Source organism: Oceanobacillus sp. B139/18, assembly GCF_055524595.1.
This window is the reverse complement of sequence record NZ_JBVFXI010000001.1, coordinates 765,027-779,794: the sequence shown is the minus strand read 5'-3', so window position 1 is coordinate 779,794 and position 14,768 is coordinate 765,027. Positions and strand designations below refer to the sequence as shown.

Annotated in this window: 15 protein-coding genes and 1 other annotated feature; of the genes, 4 read left to right on the top strand and 11 right to left on the bottom strand. The window is 39.8% G+C overall.

Translation table 11 applies throughout. From position 1 onward, the window contains the following. Positions 1-16: 16 nt before the first annotated feature. On the bottom strand, positions 17-1,258 hold the full coding sequence (gene safA / locus ACZSMY_RS03755) for a SafA/ExsA family spore coat assembly protein (protein ID WP_256704751.1): 1,242 nt from the start codon (positions 1,256-1,258) through the stop codon (positions 17-19). Positions 1,259-1,739: 481 nt separating this feature from the next. Between safA and ACZSMY_RS03750 the strand changes: the two genes are divergently transcribed. After that, entirely contained in the window at positions 1,740-3,362 is a 1,623-nt protein-coding gene (locus ACZSMY_RS03750; RefSeq protein ID WP_256704752.1) for a BCCT family transporter, read from the top strand. 572 nt (positions 3,363-3,934) lie between these two features. Then, on the top strand, positions 3,935-5,557 hold the full coding sequence (locus ACZSMY_RS03745; protein WP_042534374.1) for a BCCT family transporter: 1,623 nt from the start codon (positions 3,935-3,937) through the stop codon (positions 5,555-5,557). Between the two features lie 151 nt (positions 5,558-5,708). Here the strand turns inward: ACZSMY_RS03745 and pheA are convergent, their stop codons facing one another. The 6 genes from pheA to rplU all read right to left on the bottom strand — a co-directional run bounded on the left by pheA (position 5,709) and on the right by rplU (position 9,680). Further along, positions 5,709-6,563, bottom strand: a complete 855-nt coding sequence (gene pheA / locus ACZSMY_RS03740) for a prephenate dehydratase (protein ID WP_042534376.1) — start codon at positions 6,561-6,563, stop codon at positions 5,709-5,711. A 182-nt stretch (positions 6,564-6,745) separates the two neighbouring features. Then, positions 6,746-8,026: a GTPase ObgE gene (obgE, locus tag ACZSMY_RS03735; protein ID WP_256704753.1), complete on the bottom strand. Its 1,281-nt coding sequence runs from the start codon at positions 8,024-8,026 to the stop codon at positions 6,746-6,748. Between the two features lie 2 nt (positions 8,027-8,028). Then, positions 8,029-8,562, bottom strand: a complete 534-nt coding sequence (locus ACZSMY_RS03730) for a Spo0B domain-containing protein (RefSeq protein ID WP_042534379.1) — start codon at positions 8,560-8,562, stop codon at positions 8,029-8,031. Positions 8,563-8,720: 158 nt separating this feature from the next. Beyond that, positions 8,721-9,011, bottom strand: coding sequence for a 50S ribosomal protein L27 (gene rpmA, locus ACZSMY_RS03725; protein WP_042534381.1), 291 nt, complete (start codon positions 9,009-9,011; stop codon positions 8,721-8,723). A gap of 14 nt (positions 9,012-9,025) precedes the next feature. Further along, entirely contained in the window at positions 9,026-9,355 is a 330-nt protein-coding gene (locus ACZSMY_RS03720; RefSeq protein ID WP_042534383.1) for a ribosomal-processing cysteine protease Prp, read from the bottom strand. Positions 9,356-9,371: 16 nt separating this feature from the next. After that, the gene (gene rplU / locus ACZSMY_RS03715) at positions 9,372-9,680 is read right to left on the bottom strand and encodes a 50S ribosomal protein L21 (RefSeq protein WP_042534385.1); all 309 of its coding nucleotides are present in this window, start codon (positions 9,678-9,680) and stop codon (positions 9,372-9,374) included. Between the two features lie 15 nt (positions 9,681-9,695). Beyond that, positions 9,696-9,770: a sequence feature (ribosomal protein L21 leader region), on the bottom strand. Positions 9,771-10,069: 299 nt separating this feature from the next. Between rplU and ACZSMY_RS03710 the strand changes: the two genes are divergently transcribed. Together ACZSMY_RS03710 and ACZSMY_RS03705 are read left to right on the top strand one after the other, a co-directional pair. Further along, positions 10,070-10,858 (top strand): M23 family metallopeptidase, encoded by a 789-nt coding sequence (locus ACZSMY_RS03710; RefSeq protein ID WP_042534387.1) that lies wholly within the window; start codon positions 10,070-10,072, stop codon positions 10,856-10,858. Beyond that, a complete protein-coding gene (locus ACZSMY_RS03705; protein WP_052485080.1) occupies positions 10,842-11,708 on the top strand; it encodes a M50 family metallopeptidase in 867 nt (288 codons plus the stop codon). Before ACZSMY_RS03710 ends, ACZSMY_RS03705 begins: the two co-directional genes overlap by 17 nt. A gap of 56 nt (positions 11,709-11,764) precedes the next feature. On the opposite strand, the gene minD is transcribed toward ACZSMY_RS03705, so the two are convergent. From minD to mreC, 4 genes are all read right to left on the bottom strand, one after another. Then, positions 11,765-12,559, bottom strand: coding sequence for a septum site-determining protein MinD (gene minD / locus ACZSMY_RS03700; protein WP_042534389.1), 795 nt, complete (start codon positions 12,557-12,559; stop codon positions 11,765-11,767). Then, complete coding sequence (minC, locus tag ACZSMY_RS03695; protein WP_042536291.1) at positions 12,552-13,238, bottom strand: septum site-determining protein MinC; 687 nt, start codon at positions 13,236-13,238, stop codon at positions 12,552-12,554. The genes minD and minC overlap by 8 nt, the downstream gene beginning before the upstream one ends. A 113-nt stretch (positions 13,239-13,351) precedes the next feature. Continuing rightward, positions 13,352-13,876 carry a rod shape-determining protein MreD gene (gene mreD / locus ACZSMY_RS03690; protein WP_042534391.1) on the bottom strand — a complete coding sequence of 175 codons (525 nt, stop codon included), beginning with the start codon at positions 13,874-13,876 and terminating at the stop codon, positions 13,352-13,354. Next, entirely contained in the window at positions 13,873-14,754 is an 882-nt protein-coding gene (gene mreC / locus ACZSMY_RS03685; protein ID WP_042534393.1) for a rod shape-determining protein MreC, read from the bottom strand. The genes mreD and mreC overlap by 4 nt, the downstream gene beginning before the upstream one ends. Positions 14,755-14,768: the final 14 nt, after the last annotated feature.

Here is a 14,768-nt window from a genome sequence, read left to right as displayed (position 1 = left end):
TTTTTTATCAAAACTTTTACGAGCTGGAATCATGTTTATCGTCAGGCTGTTCCGGAAAAAATGGCGGCTTTGGATAGAATGTATTTCCATGTGAATTAGATAACGGCGTCTGATGAGGCTGAAAATAGTGTCGATTTTCAGAGAATTTCGGACTCTGTTCCTGCGGCTGCTCCAAAAATGATGCTGATGTTGGCAGATGATTAGCTTTATTAGAAGACAACGGTTTATCATTATCGGACTGTTGTTTAGAATGCAATGCTCGGTTCGTTACTGACTGATAAGACTCAGGCATCGGCGTTTGCTGACTTGCTTCATTTACAGACGGCTGCTGCTGATAAGGCATCATGTCTTGAAACTGCTGAGGAGCTGCTTCAAACTGTGATTCATTAAAACCAGCCGGAATCGGGGCAAAGCTCCCTTGCATCGGCGGTAGTGGTTGCTGTCCTCCACAGCCGCAGTCTCCCGTCGGCGGCATCATTGGAAATCCTTGCTGCATTCCCGGATGAACAGGATACGGGTGATACGGATGTACCGGCGGATGCATTGGCGGACAAGGTATATAAAACACTGGCATCATCTGCGGTAAAAACGGCATAGGTTCACAAGGCATCGCTGCCGGCTGCTGGTAAGAATCAAAGTCAAATACAGGCTGTTGCTGTTCTGGCGCTTGTGTTTGCGGTTCGGTCTTACTTGCCGGCTGCTGCTCTTTAGCTGGTGCTGTTTTTTCTTGCTTATGTTCTTTAGGCTTCGGCGGCTTTGGCATTTTAGCTGGTTTCTTTTCTGTTTTCATTTCCTTTTCTAAAATAGGCATAGCAGGCGCCTGTGGCATTTGAGGCATTTTGGGCATCACTGCTTCAAATTGTTCCTTTTTCTTTTCTTTTTGATCATCCTCTTTTAAAACAGCAATTGGTGTCGGTGTTTTATGCTTATAAGGATGCTCTTCTTTTTTCTTTTCTTCTTTTTGCACCGGTTTTTTTTGTTCTTTCTTGGTTGTTTTTGTCTCTTCTTTGGAAACCGGCGTCATTTGTTCTTTCTTGGATTTCTTTTCTTCCTTAGATAGTGGTGCTGTCTCTTCTTTTTTAGATGTACTTTTTTGTACCGCTTTTTTTGATCCGGGTATTTTGATCTTCATTCCAGGCATTAGTTTCTCCGGGTCAGCCAAATGTGAATTTACCTTTTTTAATTCCTCAAAAGAAGCATTATACTTCTCAGCCAATTTCCACAACGTATCTCCAAGCTGCACAATGTGTATTTTCAAAAATAACGAACTCCTTTCCCTTTCATGATTGAAATGGGCTAATGCTCTATATCAGCATATGCATGAAACAGAAAAAAGTTGCACATGTATGGTTACATGCTTGTTCATTTTCAAGCTTTCAATCCAGCATTTTATATTGATAAAGAAATATGCCAAATTTTTTATTTCATATTCCTCACAGAAGAGACGACCTGTCAAAATAGTGTCCATATCCATAAATGTTTCAATCTGATTTGTACATACTAACCAGAGAAAGCATCGTTTAAATAACGTTTCTTGTGTCGGGTATTTATTTGGACACGCTCCAATCATAGGTTTTGTTTTAGTCTGGAGTCTGTTTTCATGCTGGCCGTAAATGTTATAGCGTCTGAGATGAGTCGTTCATGGCAGAGATTATTTTTTATGCTTGCTTAGGAAACTGGATTCTAAAAAATAATAAAAATCATTGTAGGTATTTTTTAAATACTGGAAGGAGAAAATTATGAGCAACCCCTCTAAAAAAAGGAAAATATCTGATGTTTTCATTTATGCCTCTATTGTTGTAGGTATTTTAGTGATACTTGGTGCAGTATTTCCAAATCAATTCGGACAAATTTCCGGAAACGTATCCTCCTGGATCACGAACTATTTTGGCTGGTATTACATGATTCTTACTGCGATTCTTGTTTTCTTCTGTTTATTTCTTATTTTCAGTCCTATAGGAACTTTAAAATTAGGGAAGCCAAGAGATAAACCAGAATTCAATACAATTTCTTGGCTTGCCATGTTATTCAGTGCCGGGATGGGGATTGGATTAGTGTTCTATGGTGCCTCTGAGCCAATTTCACATTATATTGCTCCACCTACAGAAGATCCAGAAACCAATGCCGCGATGCTTGAGTCGATCCGCTCCACTTTTTTACATTATGGGTTTCATGCCTGGGCGATATATGGCGTAGTTGCTCTTTCTCTCGCATATTCCCAGTTTCGAAAAGGAGAGGTCGGACTATTATCTAAAGCCCTGCGTCCATTATTCCATGATCGTGTGGACGGTATATTCGGCACTGTCGTAGATGTATTAGCCGTTTTTGCAACTGTAATTGGTGTTGCCGTATCGCTCGGTGTCGGAGCTTTACAAATCAATGGCGGGTTAAACTACCTGTTCGGTGTGCCTAATAACTCAATCGTTCAGGGGATCATTATCGCTATTGTAACGGTGCTATTCCTTATCAGCGCCTGGAGCGGAATAAATAAAGGGCTTCAATATTTGAGCAATGCAAACATGGTGTTAGCCGGCATCATCTTTCTTACTATATTAATTGTTGGACCAACTATTCTAATCTTAAATATGATGACAAGCGGAGCAGGCTCCTATCTGCAAAATCTTTTGTATAATTCTTTAGACGTCGCGCCGCTAAATGCTCAAAAGCGTGAATGGATGGCTGACTGGACGCTTTATTATTGGGGCTGGTGGATGAGCTGGAGTCCATTTGTCGGCATCTTCATCGCCCGTGTTTCCAGAGGCCGGTCAATTCGAGAATTTGTTTTGGCTGTAATGCTTGTTCCTACAATCATTAGTATTTTATGGTTCAGTGTATTTGGCGTTACAAGTATTTCGATTGCCCAAAGTGCTCCGCAAATCTTTAATATGGGCCCGGAAACGCAATTATTTGCAGTTTTCAATGAAATGCCGCTGGGCACCATTTTATCCATTGTTACAATTCTGCTCGTAACCATATTCTTTATAACTTCTGCGGATTCAGCAACTTTCGTTTTAGGGATGCAAACATCCTTTGGGTCTTTAACTCCAGATAGGAAGATAAAAATTATTTGGGGGATTGCATTATCAGCCATTGGATATATCCTTCTTTTGGCAGGCGGAGAAAATGGCCTCGATGCACTGCAGTCCGCCGCAATAACCGCTGCCTTGCCATTCAGCATCGTGGTTATATTGCTGGTGATATCCTTCTTTAAAGTTGCTAACGAGGAAAGGAAATTTTTAGGTTTATCTATAACGCCTAACAAAAAAAGAATGCAGACATATCTGGAAAATTCCCCAGAGGAATACGAAAAGAATTTAGAAACATACCGGGAAAAGAAAAAAGACGATACCAAAGGAATATAAAATAAAACTTCACTCAGCGGGAGTTTTACGGACGGTTCTCCGTGGTAAATAAGTATGCAAACAAATTAAATTCTGTGGACGCCTCTCAGCTTGCTTCTCCGTCAGACTCTGTGCTGTTGCATGCTTAGGGACAGGTTCTGTTATGAAAGATTTTTGAACACTGATTAGATGCTTAAAAAGTGCTGGGAAGAAAATAACTCAGCGCTTTTTCTTGTACCGTTTTATTTTATCCCGGGCTGTCCGCCTGAACAGAACCTGCAAACATACAGGCACCTTAAAAATGGTTTTCTTTTTTCATTGGACAGTTCATTTATTCTGTTGAAGGCGCATTTTGATATAAAAATGTTTTCTTTTATCTTATAGAGGTATATAGATATAAGGGGATATCCTGAAACAAGAAGCTTAATAAAATTTAAAATCCATTCTTACCGCTGTACAATAAGGCTTTCGCTTTATTTTTATCCAGATTGCAGTTGATTTTATGATGGTTCCTTGTTAGGATATGAAAGTCTATAAAATACAAAATTCAAATTTGTATTTAGGATTGTTTTAAATACGGGAAGGAGCAAATTATGAGTAAAAACTCATCAAAAAGAAAAATGTCTAACGTTTTTCTTTACGCCTCTATTGTTATTGGCATTTTAGTAATACTTGGAGCAGTTTTTCCAGAAGGATTTGGAAACATTGCAGGTAATTTATCAGATTGGATTACAGAATATTTTGGCTGGTATTACATGATTCTTACAACCATCCTCGTTTTCTTCTGTATTTTTCTTATTTTCAGTCCAATCGGAACGTTAAAGTTAGGAAAACCAAAAGATAAACCAGAATTCAATACCGTTTCTTGGCTTGCTATGTTATTTAGTGCCGGGATGGGAATTGGGTTAGTGTTCTATGGTGCGTCTGAGCCTGTTTCGCATTATCTTGCTCCGCCAACAGCGGATCCAGAGACGAACGAAGCGATGCTTGAATCGATGCGCTCTACTTTCTTACACTATGGCTTCCATGCATGGGCTATATATGGTGTTGTAGCATTGGCACTCGCATATTCTCAATTTAGAAGAGGGGAAGTTGGACTTTTATCCAAAGCATTACGCCCGATATTCCACGATCGCGTTGATGGACCATTGGGCACCGTGGTAGACGTTCTTGCAGTTTTTGCAACCGTAATCGGTGTTGCCGTCTCACTTGGTGTAGGTGCTTTGCAGATTAATGGCGGTTTAAACTACTTAATCGGTATACCTAATAACATATTCGTACAAGCAATTATTATAGCTGTGGTAACAGTGCTGTTCTTAATCAGCGCTTGGAGCGGTTTAAGCAAAGGAATCCAATATTTAAGTAATGCAAACATGGTATTGGCCGGAATTTTATTTCTAATCATATTAATTGTCGGACCGACTATTTTAATCTTGAATATTATGACCTCCGGCACTGGCGGCTATCTGCAAAATTTCGTATATAATGCTTTAGATGTCGCACCGCTGAATCAGCAAAAAAGTGATTGGATGTCCGACTGGACGATTTACTATTGGGGCTGGTGGATGAGCTGGAGCCCGTTTGTGGGAATCTTCATTGCACGTGTTTCCAAGGGTCGTACAGTACGTGAATTTATTCTTGCTGTATTGCTGGTTCCTACAGTAATAGGTATTATATGGTTCAGCGTATTTGGAGTCACTGGCATCTCTATCGGTCAAAGTACTCCACATATATTTGATATGCCGCCCGAAACACAATTGTTTGGAATTTTCAACGAACTTCCAATGGGCGTGATACTATCAATTATTGCGATTCTGCTTGTATCCATATTCTTTATAACCTCTGCCGACTCGGCAACTTTCGTTTTAGGAATGCAAACCTCCTTCGGGTCTCTGACACCGCCTGGAAGAGTGAAAATTGTTTGGGGAGTTTCCTTATCAGCTATTGCATTTATTCTTTTATTAGCGGGAGGAGAAACTGGTCTTGACGCATTACAATCAGCTGCGATAACAGCTGCTCTGCCATTTAGTATTGTAGTCATATTGCTGGTTATATCCTTCTTCAAAATTGCTAATGAAGAAAGAAAATTCCTGGGGCTAACGATTACACCGAACAAACAGCGGGTGAAAACTTATCTGGAAACATCGCCAGAGGAATATGAGAAAAAATTAGAAACGTACAGAGAAAAGCAAAAAGACGATACAAAAGGTATATAAGCAAGAAAAAAGTGCTGGGCGTAATCACTCAGCACTTTTTTCTTTTGTTCTCCTATATTCTGTTTGCAAATTGTTACCTATCTTTTATTTTAAAATATTATATTATCGCTGTTATCACTTCTAAACTTCAAATAGGGACAGGACTTTTAACTTATAAGATATCATAAACAGAATATGATCCCAAAATTGTAACCTGGCATCCTAATGCTTCCAGTTCAGCCTTTACACCGGGAAGAAGAACGTCATCATAGGCTTGATTCACATCAATAATAAAGAAATAATTGCCTAATCCTGTTTTCGTAGGCCTGGACTCAATCTTAGATAAATTCAATTTACGCCACGCAAAGGCAGAAAGAATTTGATGCAGTGCTCCTGCCTGGTCACTTGGCAGCGTAATTAAAAGCGTTGTTTTATCACCCTTGGCTTCGCTTTTGATTTTAACCTTCTCCGGCTGGTGAGAAAGGACCAGGAATCGGGTATGGTTATTTGGATAATCATGAATATTTTCTTTCATTATTTCCAAGCCATACTCTGAAGCTGCTGCCCGATTTCCGATAGCTGCAATGGGCTGATCAGAATTGCTTACGATTTCAGCCGCTTTCCCCGTTGAGGAAGTAAAAGCAATTTTGGCATTATGTAAATTCTGGTGCAAATATTGATGGCACTGAGCAATAGCATGACTATGCGAATGCACCTCTTCTATATCGGATTCTTTTTGAACTATATCACTGCGCACCAATAAATGCTGTTGAATCGGGACAACGATTTCTCCCACTACAGGGATCCGCACTTGATGAATCAAATAATCCACCGTCAATTGTACAGTTCCTTCAATAGCGTTTTCTAACGGAACAACTCCAATATCAATTTCTCCTTTATCTACGGCATCGATACATTCTGGGATTGTTTTAAAAGCTTCTTTATGTTCTCCGTTAAACGTTGCATCTACTGCTAATTTTGTAAATGTTCCTTTGGGGCCTAAATAACCAATACTCGTCAACTTCATTTCCTCCTAAATAGAAAAATGCAAAGCACCTGTTAAACAACGCCGAAACTTGAGCCCCTGTTCATTTAGAGCGGTTTAACTTTGATCTGTCCGCACCTGCAGGCTTGCAGGCTGCTAAGTTTTTCCGCCGGGGCTCATGTGTTATTTCTTCGTTTTTGGCGCTTGGAACTGAAAATTAAAATCTATTCAATAAAATCAAATTCATAATCTAACAGCCGAACCGTATCACCGTCTTGTGCTCCGCGCTCACGAAGCGCTTTATCTACACCCATTCCTCTTAATTGGCGTGAAAAACGCTGAACAGCTTCATCATGTTGGAAATCAGTCATTTTAAATAATGTTTCGATTCGATGTCCATAGAGTACGTATGCACCATCCGGATCTCTTGTGATATGGAAAGGATCCTCTTCCTTCTGGTAACGATAAACAACCGTTTCATCCGCCTGCTCTATCTCTGGCTCATATTTTGGAATCTCTTCCAGCTTATCTGCCACTGCAAATAATAAATCTCTCAGACCATCCTTGGTAACAGCTGAAATTTTATATATCGGAACTTCTTCCCCAAGGTTTTCTTTGAACCCTGCTAAATTCTCTTCTGAACCCGGCATGTCCATTTTATTGGCAGCGATGATTTGCGGTCTTGTTAAAAGCTTCTTATCATACGCCGCCAGCTCTTCATTAATCTTAATATAGTCTTCATAAGGGTCGCGTCCTTCTGTCCCTGCCATATCAATCACATGAACAATAACTCTTGTACGCTCCACATGGCGCAGGAATTGATGGCCCAATCCAACCCCCTGGGAGGCGCCCTCTATTAAACCGGGTAAATCGGCCATCACAAAGCTGCGCTGGTCTCCTGTGTCCACAACACCCAGATTTGGAGCAATCGTTGTAAAATGATAAGCAGCAACCTTTGGCTTAGCCGCACTGACGACAGACAATAATGTAGACTTTCCAACACTTGGAAAACCGACCAATCCCACATCAGCAATCAGCTTCAGCTCTACTTTAATATTACGCTCCTGCCCCGGTTCACCGTTTTCTGCCATATCGGGAGCTGGATTACGCGGACTGGCAAACCTTGTGTTACCTCTTCCTCCCCGTCCGCCTTTTGCGATAACAGCCTCTTGCTCGTGAGTTGTTAAATCGGCTATTACTTCTTCTGTATCTTCATCGATTACAGTTGTTCCGGGTGGTACTGGAATCACATAAGCAGCAGCATTTTTACCGTGCTGGGTTTTACTCATTCCGTTTTCACCGCGTTTACCTTTAAAATGACGATTGTAGCGAAAATCCATTAATGTATTTAAACCTTCATCTACCTTAAAGACGATATCCGCTCCATTACCGCCATCTCCACCTGCGGGGCCGCCTTTTGGAACATATTTCTCCCTGCGGTATGCAACAAGTCCATTACCGCCGTCTCCGGCTTTCACATAGACACTTACCTGATCAACAAACATGGCTATTCACCTCTTTCTTCCTTTGCTATTTTCCAATTAAAGCTTGTTTGTTCTTTTTCATTCGTCATAGAAATCCCATATTGTTTTTCTACGTTATTCATATTTATTTTCTCAAGTACGACATCATTTATGTTCATCCCGATTTCCCAATGGGTTTCTTTTTCTTTCATATGGAGAAAGAGTTCGTGCACATGGAACGCTTCTGCAGCATCTGATAAAACAGCTAATAATGCTTCACAAGCAGAGAGAAGCTTTTGCCCGTCAATGGATTTTTCCATTGATTCCAGCAAATCTATACGATAGGTTAATGCAAAAGAAGGGTAGTTATCCTGAAACCGCAATACCCAGATCATAAATGCATCAGCATTCAACCGCATCAGTTTTCGTTCCTCTTCATAAAACTTGATTACATCATCTAAATTCTTTTTTGCTTTATCTGCTTTTCCCATACTCAAATAACCGGAAACAATTTGTAATCGGTTCATTAGATCATGTCGATACTTCTGGATTAAACCAACTGTCTCCTTTTCGTCCATTCCTTCACCTCATTAAAATTGAGTATAGCAGAAATCAGAGGAAATCAAAAGTCGTAAACAGCAGAATCCGGCTATACTTTAGAAATCAAAGAAGGCTGCCGAGAGATTATCTCGACAGCCTGTCTTGTTCGTTTCTTAACTATACTGTTATCCGAGCATTATGCTTCTTTAGCTACAGGATAAACACTGACTTTTTTACGATCTCTACCGAAGCGTTCGAATCTCACAACACCATCGATTTTAGCAAAAAGCGTGTCATCCCCGCCGCGGCCAACATTCTCACCTGGATAAATTTTTGTACCGCGTTGACGATAAAGGATAGAACCGCCAGTTACAAACTGTCCATCAGCACGTTTAGATCCAAGTCGTTTTGATTCTGAATCACGACCGTTTTTTGAGCTACCTACACCTTTTTTAGATGCGAAAAATTGTAAATCAAGACGTAACATGAAAATGCACCTCCTTATGAAAATTTCAGTTCAATATGCTCCCCATAACTTTCTTCAATGGTTTCTAAAGAGACAATCATCCCTTTTACCAGCCACTGTATTTTTTCAAGTTTTTCGGAGCTTATATTTGTTGGAAGCTTCACAGCAAGATAACCGCCGTCAGCTCCCTGATCAATATCGAGGTCTGTCTCACATAGCTTCATAATTGCATTCACAGCACCAAATGTCACAGCTGAAACTCCTGCACAGACAAGATCATACCCATAAGGACCACTCTCTGCATGTCCAGTAAGTTTAAATGCTGTAACCTGATTGTCAGATTGAAAAACCGTTACCTGAATCATTATGAACAACAGATCCTTATAAGCTGATTTTATCGATTACAAGTTTCGTATATGGTTGACGATGACCTTGTTTACGATGATAGTTCTTTTTAGGCTTGAACTTCACAACGTCAATTTTCTTTTGACGGCCATGTTTTTCAACCTTAGCTGTTACAGATGCGCCATCCACATATGGAGCACCAACCTTCACATCGTCTCCGCCGACGAATAGGACTTTCTCAAAAGTCACCGTGTCATTCACTTCACCAGTAACTTTCTCTACATAAATTTCTTGTCCCTCAGTTACTTTAACTTGCTTACCACCAGTTTCAATAATTGCGTACATTTATATGCACCTCCTCTTTAAACTCAGACTCGCCATTCAGGTACTGCAGACAGCAGTTTTAAAACCTGTTCTGCGCGGTTGTAGCACGGGTGCTACTTTGCATAACAGATAAATCTTATCATTTTACAGGTTTCATTGTCAACCTTTTTTAAAAAATACCTTTATATTCGTCCATTTAGACGGAGTGTCTTTCAAATTATATAAAATAATGCATCCTTCTGCAAGAACCTTACCTTTAATTACACTGCGATATATCCGTTGATAAAGGGATAAATATCAATCATCTTCAGCCTGCACAGTCTGTCATTTATCTTTCTTCCATTTACTCATATATACAGCTTGTTCCACATATAATGAATCACACCACGCTATAAAGGATTGTGAGATGTATGGATAAAAACTTAAAAAGAATTCGCAAAGCCATTGAAATGCGTCAAAAAGCAAAAGGATTAAATCGAACAAATCGGAGCCAGCAAGAAGATTATCTGCAAAGTAACGCGTTACCGGAAATGGAAGAGTCTCACGGTTTTTATCCTTCTATATCCGCCAGCCATACAAATTCAGCAAGTCCTGAGAACAATTCCCGTATTACCAGTATTGCTGTGAAGGCTCTTTTGTCCGTTTCACTGTTTCTGGGGACCGCATTCGTTACAGAAATAGACAGGCCATTTATGCAACAGCCTAAAGAGTGGCTTACTTCCACTTTAACGAATCAATTTCCTTTTGCAAAAGTAAATGCATGGTATTCTGATGCATTTGGTGCTCCCCTGTCATTCAGGCCGAGTACAGTTTCAGAAGAAGTAACCAACGATGCAGGGTATCTTCCAGTCAACGGCATCATTTCAGAGCATTTCCATGAAAATGGGCAAGGCATCTATATTGAACCGGAGGGAGAAGAAAATGTAGCAGCTGTCCAAGAAGGTATTGTTGTGTTTGCCGGCAACGACCGTTCCACAGAAAAAACAGTCAAGATTCAGCATGCAGATGGAACCACGACACAATATGGCTTTTTAGATTCCATCGAGGTTCATTTATATCAGCATATTGCCAATGGGCAAGTTCTGGGAACCTCAGGAATGGAAATGGAAAGCGAAAGTTCATCTGTTTTTTTCGCAATTGAGCAAGAAAACCAATATATTGATCCTGAGCAGGTGATTCTGGTTGATCAACAGCCTTAAAAATTCCGTACAGCTTATTCATCTACATCCGATTCTTTGGATATTCTTTGTCATTTCCTTTTTAACAGGTTCTTTTACTGAACTTGCTATTATATTCAGCCTTGTTTTTCTTCACGAATTAGGGCACTATATTGCTGCTTCTTCCTTTAAATGGCGAATTTCCGCTATTATTCTTTGGGCTTTCGGCGGCGTCATGAAGACAGATGAACACGGGACTCGCCCCGTCCGTGAAGAAGTAATTGTTATACTGGCAGGTCCGATGGTACAAGTTTTCATATTTGGCTTCCTTTATAGCGCATTTTCCTTTGGAATGATACCAGACTATTACTACGGATTAATTCTTTATTATAATACAATCATCCTCTTATTTAACTTGCTGCCTATTTGGCCGCTGGATGGCGGAAAACTTGTTTTCTTAGCTTTAACTACTTTCTTAACCTTTAAAAAGGCGTATTATGTAACTATCATCAGCTCTTTAGTAATTTGTGCCCTGATTATTCTCGCTCAGCTTCTTTTCTTTCCATTTACACTGAGCAGTTTTCTTATTTGGCTCTTTTTAATACATGAAAATCGAAAAGAATGGAAATATCGCTTTTATGTATTTATCCGTTTCCTTTTAAAGAGATATGAGAGCGGACATTTTGTACGTGCTATCCAACCGATTTATGCCTCTCCTCAAGATAGCTTTTTGGATGTATTAGCCCGGTTTCATCGTGAAAAAAAACATACTATTTATATTGAATACCCTGATAGAGAACGCATTTCTGTGGAGGATAATGAATGCTTGGATTTCTATTTTAATGAGAGACCTTATCGAAAAACGATTGGAGAAGCTTTTACTGGCTACTGAATAAATAAAACATCCGCCACGGTACTTCCGCAGCGGATGTTTTATTTATAAGATTATTATATTTTAAAGAATGCTTTTACCTTTTGCATAAAACTTTTTTCTTCCTCGAGCGACTGAAGCGGAACGGTTTCGCCTAAAATCCTTCTGGCTATGTTGCGATAGCTGATAGAGGATTTAAAATTTGGATGCAGCGCAATGGGTTCTCCTTTATTAGAAGCTTTAATCATTTCTTCACTATCCGCTACAATCCCAATTAAATCAATTGCTAAGAGCTGAACAATATCGTCTACATCGAGCATATCGCCATTCTGCATCATATGATTACGGATTCGATTAATGACGAGTCTCGGCGGTTCGATCATATCTTCTTTTTCAATCAATCCGATAATTCGATCTGCATCGCGTACACTGGAATTTTCAGGTGTTGTGACTACAATCGCTCTGTCCGCACCAGCAATGGCATTTTGAAAGCCTTGTTCAATACCTGCCGGACAATCAATAATGATATAATCGTATTCTTGCTTTAATTCTGTCACGATCTCTTTCATTCCCTCTGTGGTGACAGATGACTTATCGCTTGTCTGTGCGGCAGGAAGTAAAGAAAGGTAATCAAAACGTTTATCTTTGATTAAAGCCTGCTGCAGCTTACAGCGTCCCTGAATAACGTCAACAATATCATAAATAATACGATTTTCCAGCCCCATAATTACATCGAGATTACGAAGGCCGATATCTGTATCGATTAAACAAACTTTTTTATCCATTAATGCTAAAGATGTCCCAATATTTGCAGTTGTCGTTGTTTTACCAACTCCACCTTTCCCGGATGTAATTACAATCGCTTCACCCATTATTCATTCTCCTCTCAAATGCGCTAATCACCTTTCTCTGTTTAGAAAGTATTTTGATAGAATCAATTACAATCTTGTTCTGATCCGGATCAATGATTCCGCATTCCATGTATACTCCATCTGCTTCATAATCAGGTGCCCGACTGATATATTCTGCAATTCGAAGCTGTGCCGGTTTCATATAAGAAGCAGCTATAAAAGCTTCTTGGTCCCCTTCTGTGCCAGCATGTGCAATTCCTAATAAGTTCCCCATGATATAGATGTTTCCTCTGGCTCTTACTCTGCCTCCAGGGTTCACATCACCAATCAGCAGCAAATCGCCTTCTGTTTCAAGAACTTGTCCAGATCGGACAATCTGGTTAACTACTTTTAATTTACTCTGATCCAGCCAAGTTTTTGCATCTTTGATTGGTATAACTTCGGATTCCATTGCTTCAATCTGGAAACGATTCTTCTCTTCAATAATTTTCTTTAATTGATTGCGCTGTTCCTCGGTTAAATAACGGTGTCCGAGTTTTACTTTTACAGAAACTACAGGTTCCTCTTTTTTCGGGCTGCTTTCATCAAGCTTTTTGATTAAATCTTGGACAATTTCTTCAAAAGAAGAATTTTCATCTATAAATAAAATCAAACCATCTCTTGTCCCTTTAATCGTGATGGTCGGTTTGGTTTCTTGCACGATATATTCACCTCTTTTTTCTACAGCCAGCATAAAAGCAGATTACTGACTGAGCAGAGTCCGCCGCTCTTTCATAAATATACGTTTGAACAGATTTATTTCAAACGGTCAGATCAGGTTAATTCTCTTCCCCATTTCCGTATCGGTTTTATTATTAGCGGATAGATTAATACCAGGAATAAAAGATTCAAAAGAATAGTAGGCACTAATCGATTCAATAAGTATACTTCTATCGGCATATCTGCTAATCCAATCACAGTGAAAACCGTATAGACACTTAGATCAGCCAAAGCTATTCCAAAAGCGGAAAGGATTAACAGCACATAAAAGTTACCTTGCAGCATTTTCTTTAAACCGCGGACAATGTAAATTACCAGTGCATAAGAAAACATATAAACACCTAAAATACCTGTATACACAATATCAAAAAGCAATCCAAAAATAAGTGCATATAAAACAGCATAATAAGTATCATTACGGTCGTAGAATATGGCAATGTAAATGAGCATAATAAACAGCCAGTGCGGCACAATCATATATGTACCCATTAATAACTGTTGAGGTAAAAGCTCTAAAGCCACGCCGCTGAGTACCATGACGACGAACAGAATCAAAGGGAATATCACACGTCTAGTCAAGACTCGTCATCCCCTTCTTCAACATCGTCTTCCGGCTGGTCAATAGAACGGTTCACAACAATAACATTGCGGATGTCAAATAAATCCGCCGCCGGTTCGACCATTGCGATTCTGGTCAATCCATATTGGTCGGCAACTACTTCATTTACTTCACCAATGGTTATGCCAGCAGGAAACTCTCCGCCAAGTTCTGAGGAATATACGGTATCTCCTTCCTCGATATCTGTATCCGATTCTTCAATAATGCGGAATAAGAGCATCTCTGTCTCTTCATCGAACCCTTCTATCATTCCAAAAATATCACTGTCGTCTTCTCTCAATACAGTTGCAGAAACACGGTTGAACTCGTCAAAACCTGTCAGTAATTGTACCGTGGCCGTACCCCCTGATGTATGAAGCACTTTTCCAATCATTCCTTCAGCTGTACGCACAACCATATTTTCCTGTACCCCGTCATTCTCTCCGCGATTAATGGTTACCTGATTAACCCATTGCTCCGGCGAACGGGCAATCACTGTTGCATAGATTGGTTCATAGTCTCGAGCTGTTTCCGTCATATCAATCATGGAACGCAGCTCTTCATTTTCTTCTTCCAGATTTTGCAGGTCATAGGCTACACTTTTTTGTTGAGAAAGCTGCTCCCTTAATACCTGGTTCTCTTCATATGTTGTCTTGAAATCACTGATATTGGAAGCAATATCAGTGACAAACGTTACTGGAGCCTGTGCAACATTCTGCACCCACCCCACGGCATCACTGACAATCTTTTCACCAACGTTTAAATGTCCGCGATTGTTTAGAGAATATCCTATTAATACGACGAGTACAATAAATCCGATAAGGATTATAAATAATTTCTTGCTTCGAAAAAAATTCATACAAACACCTACTT

What these genes read in the sequence shown, in the direction of transcription:
- ACZSMY_RS03750 (WP_256704752.1), top strand. Translation starts at nt 1,740, where the DNA reads ATGAGCAACCCCTCTAAAAAAAGGAAAATATCTGATGTTTTCATTTAT.
- ACZSMY_RS03745 (WP_042534374.1), top strand. Translation starts at nt 3,935, where the DNA reads ATGAGTAAAAACTCATCAAAAAGAAAAATGTCTAACGTTTTTCTTTAC.
- pheA (WP_042534376.1), bottom strand. Translation starts at nt 6,563, where the DNA reads ATGAAGTTGACGAGTATTGGTTATTTAGGCCCCAAAGGAACATTTACA.
- obgE (WP_256704753.1), bottom strand. Translation starts at nt 8,026, where the DNA reads ATGTTTGTTGATCAGGTAAGTGTCTATGTGAAAGCCGGAGACGGCGGT.
- ACZSMY_RS03730 (WP_042534379.1), bottom strand. Translation starts at nt 8,562, where the DNA reads ATGGACGAAAAGGAGACAGTTGGTTTAATCCAGAAGTATCGACATGAT.
- rpmA (WP_042534381.1), bottom strand. Translation starts at nt 9,011, where the DNA reads ATGTTACGTCTTGATTTACAATTTTTCGCATCTAAAAAAGGTGTAGGT.
- ACZSMY_RS03720 (WP_042534383.1), bottom strand. Translation starts at nt 9,355, where the DNA reads ATGATTCAGGTAACGGTTTTTCAATCTGACAATCAGGTTACAGCATTT.
- rplU (WP_042534385.1), bottom strand. Translation starts at nt 9,680, where the DNA reads ATGTACGCAATTATTGAAACTGGTGGTAAGCAAGTTAAAGTAACTGAG.
- ACZSMY_RS03710 (WP_042534387.1), top strand. Translation starts at nt 10,070, where the DNA reads ATGGATAAAAACTTAAAAAGAATTCGCAAAGCCATTGAAATGCGTCAA.
- minD (WP_042534389.1), bottom strand. Translation starts at nt 12,559, where the DNA reads ATGGGTGAAGCGATTGTAATTACATCCGGGAAAGGTGGAGTTGGTAAA.
- mreC (WP_042534393.1), bottom strand. Translation starts at nt 14,754, where the DNA reads ATGAATTTTTTTCGAAGCAAGAAATTATTTATAATCCTTATCGGATTT.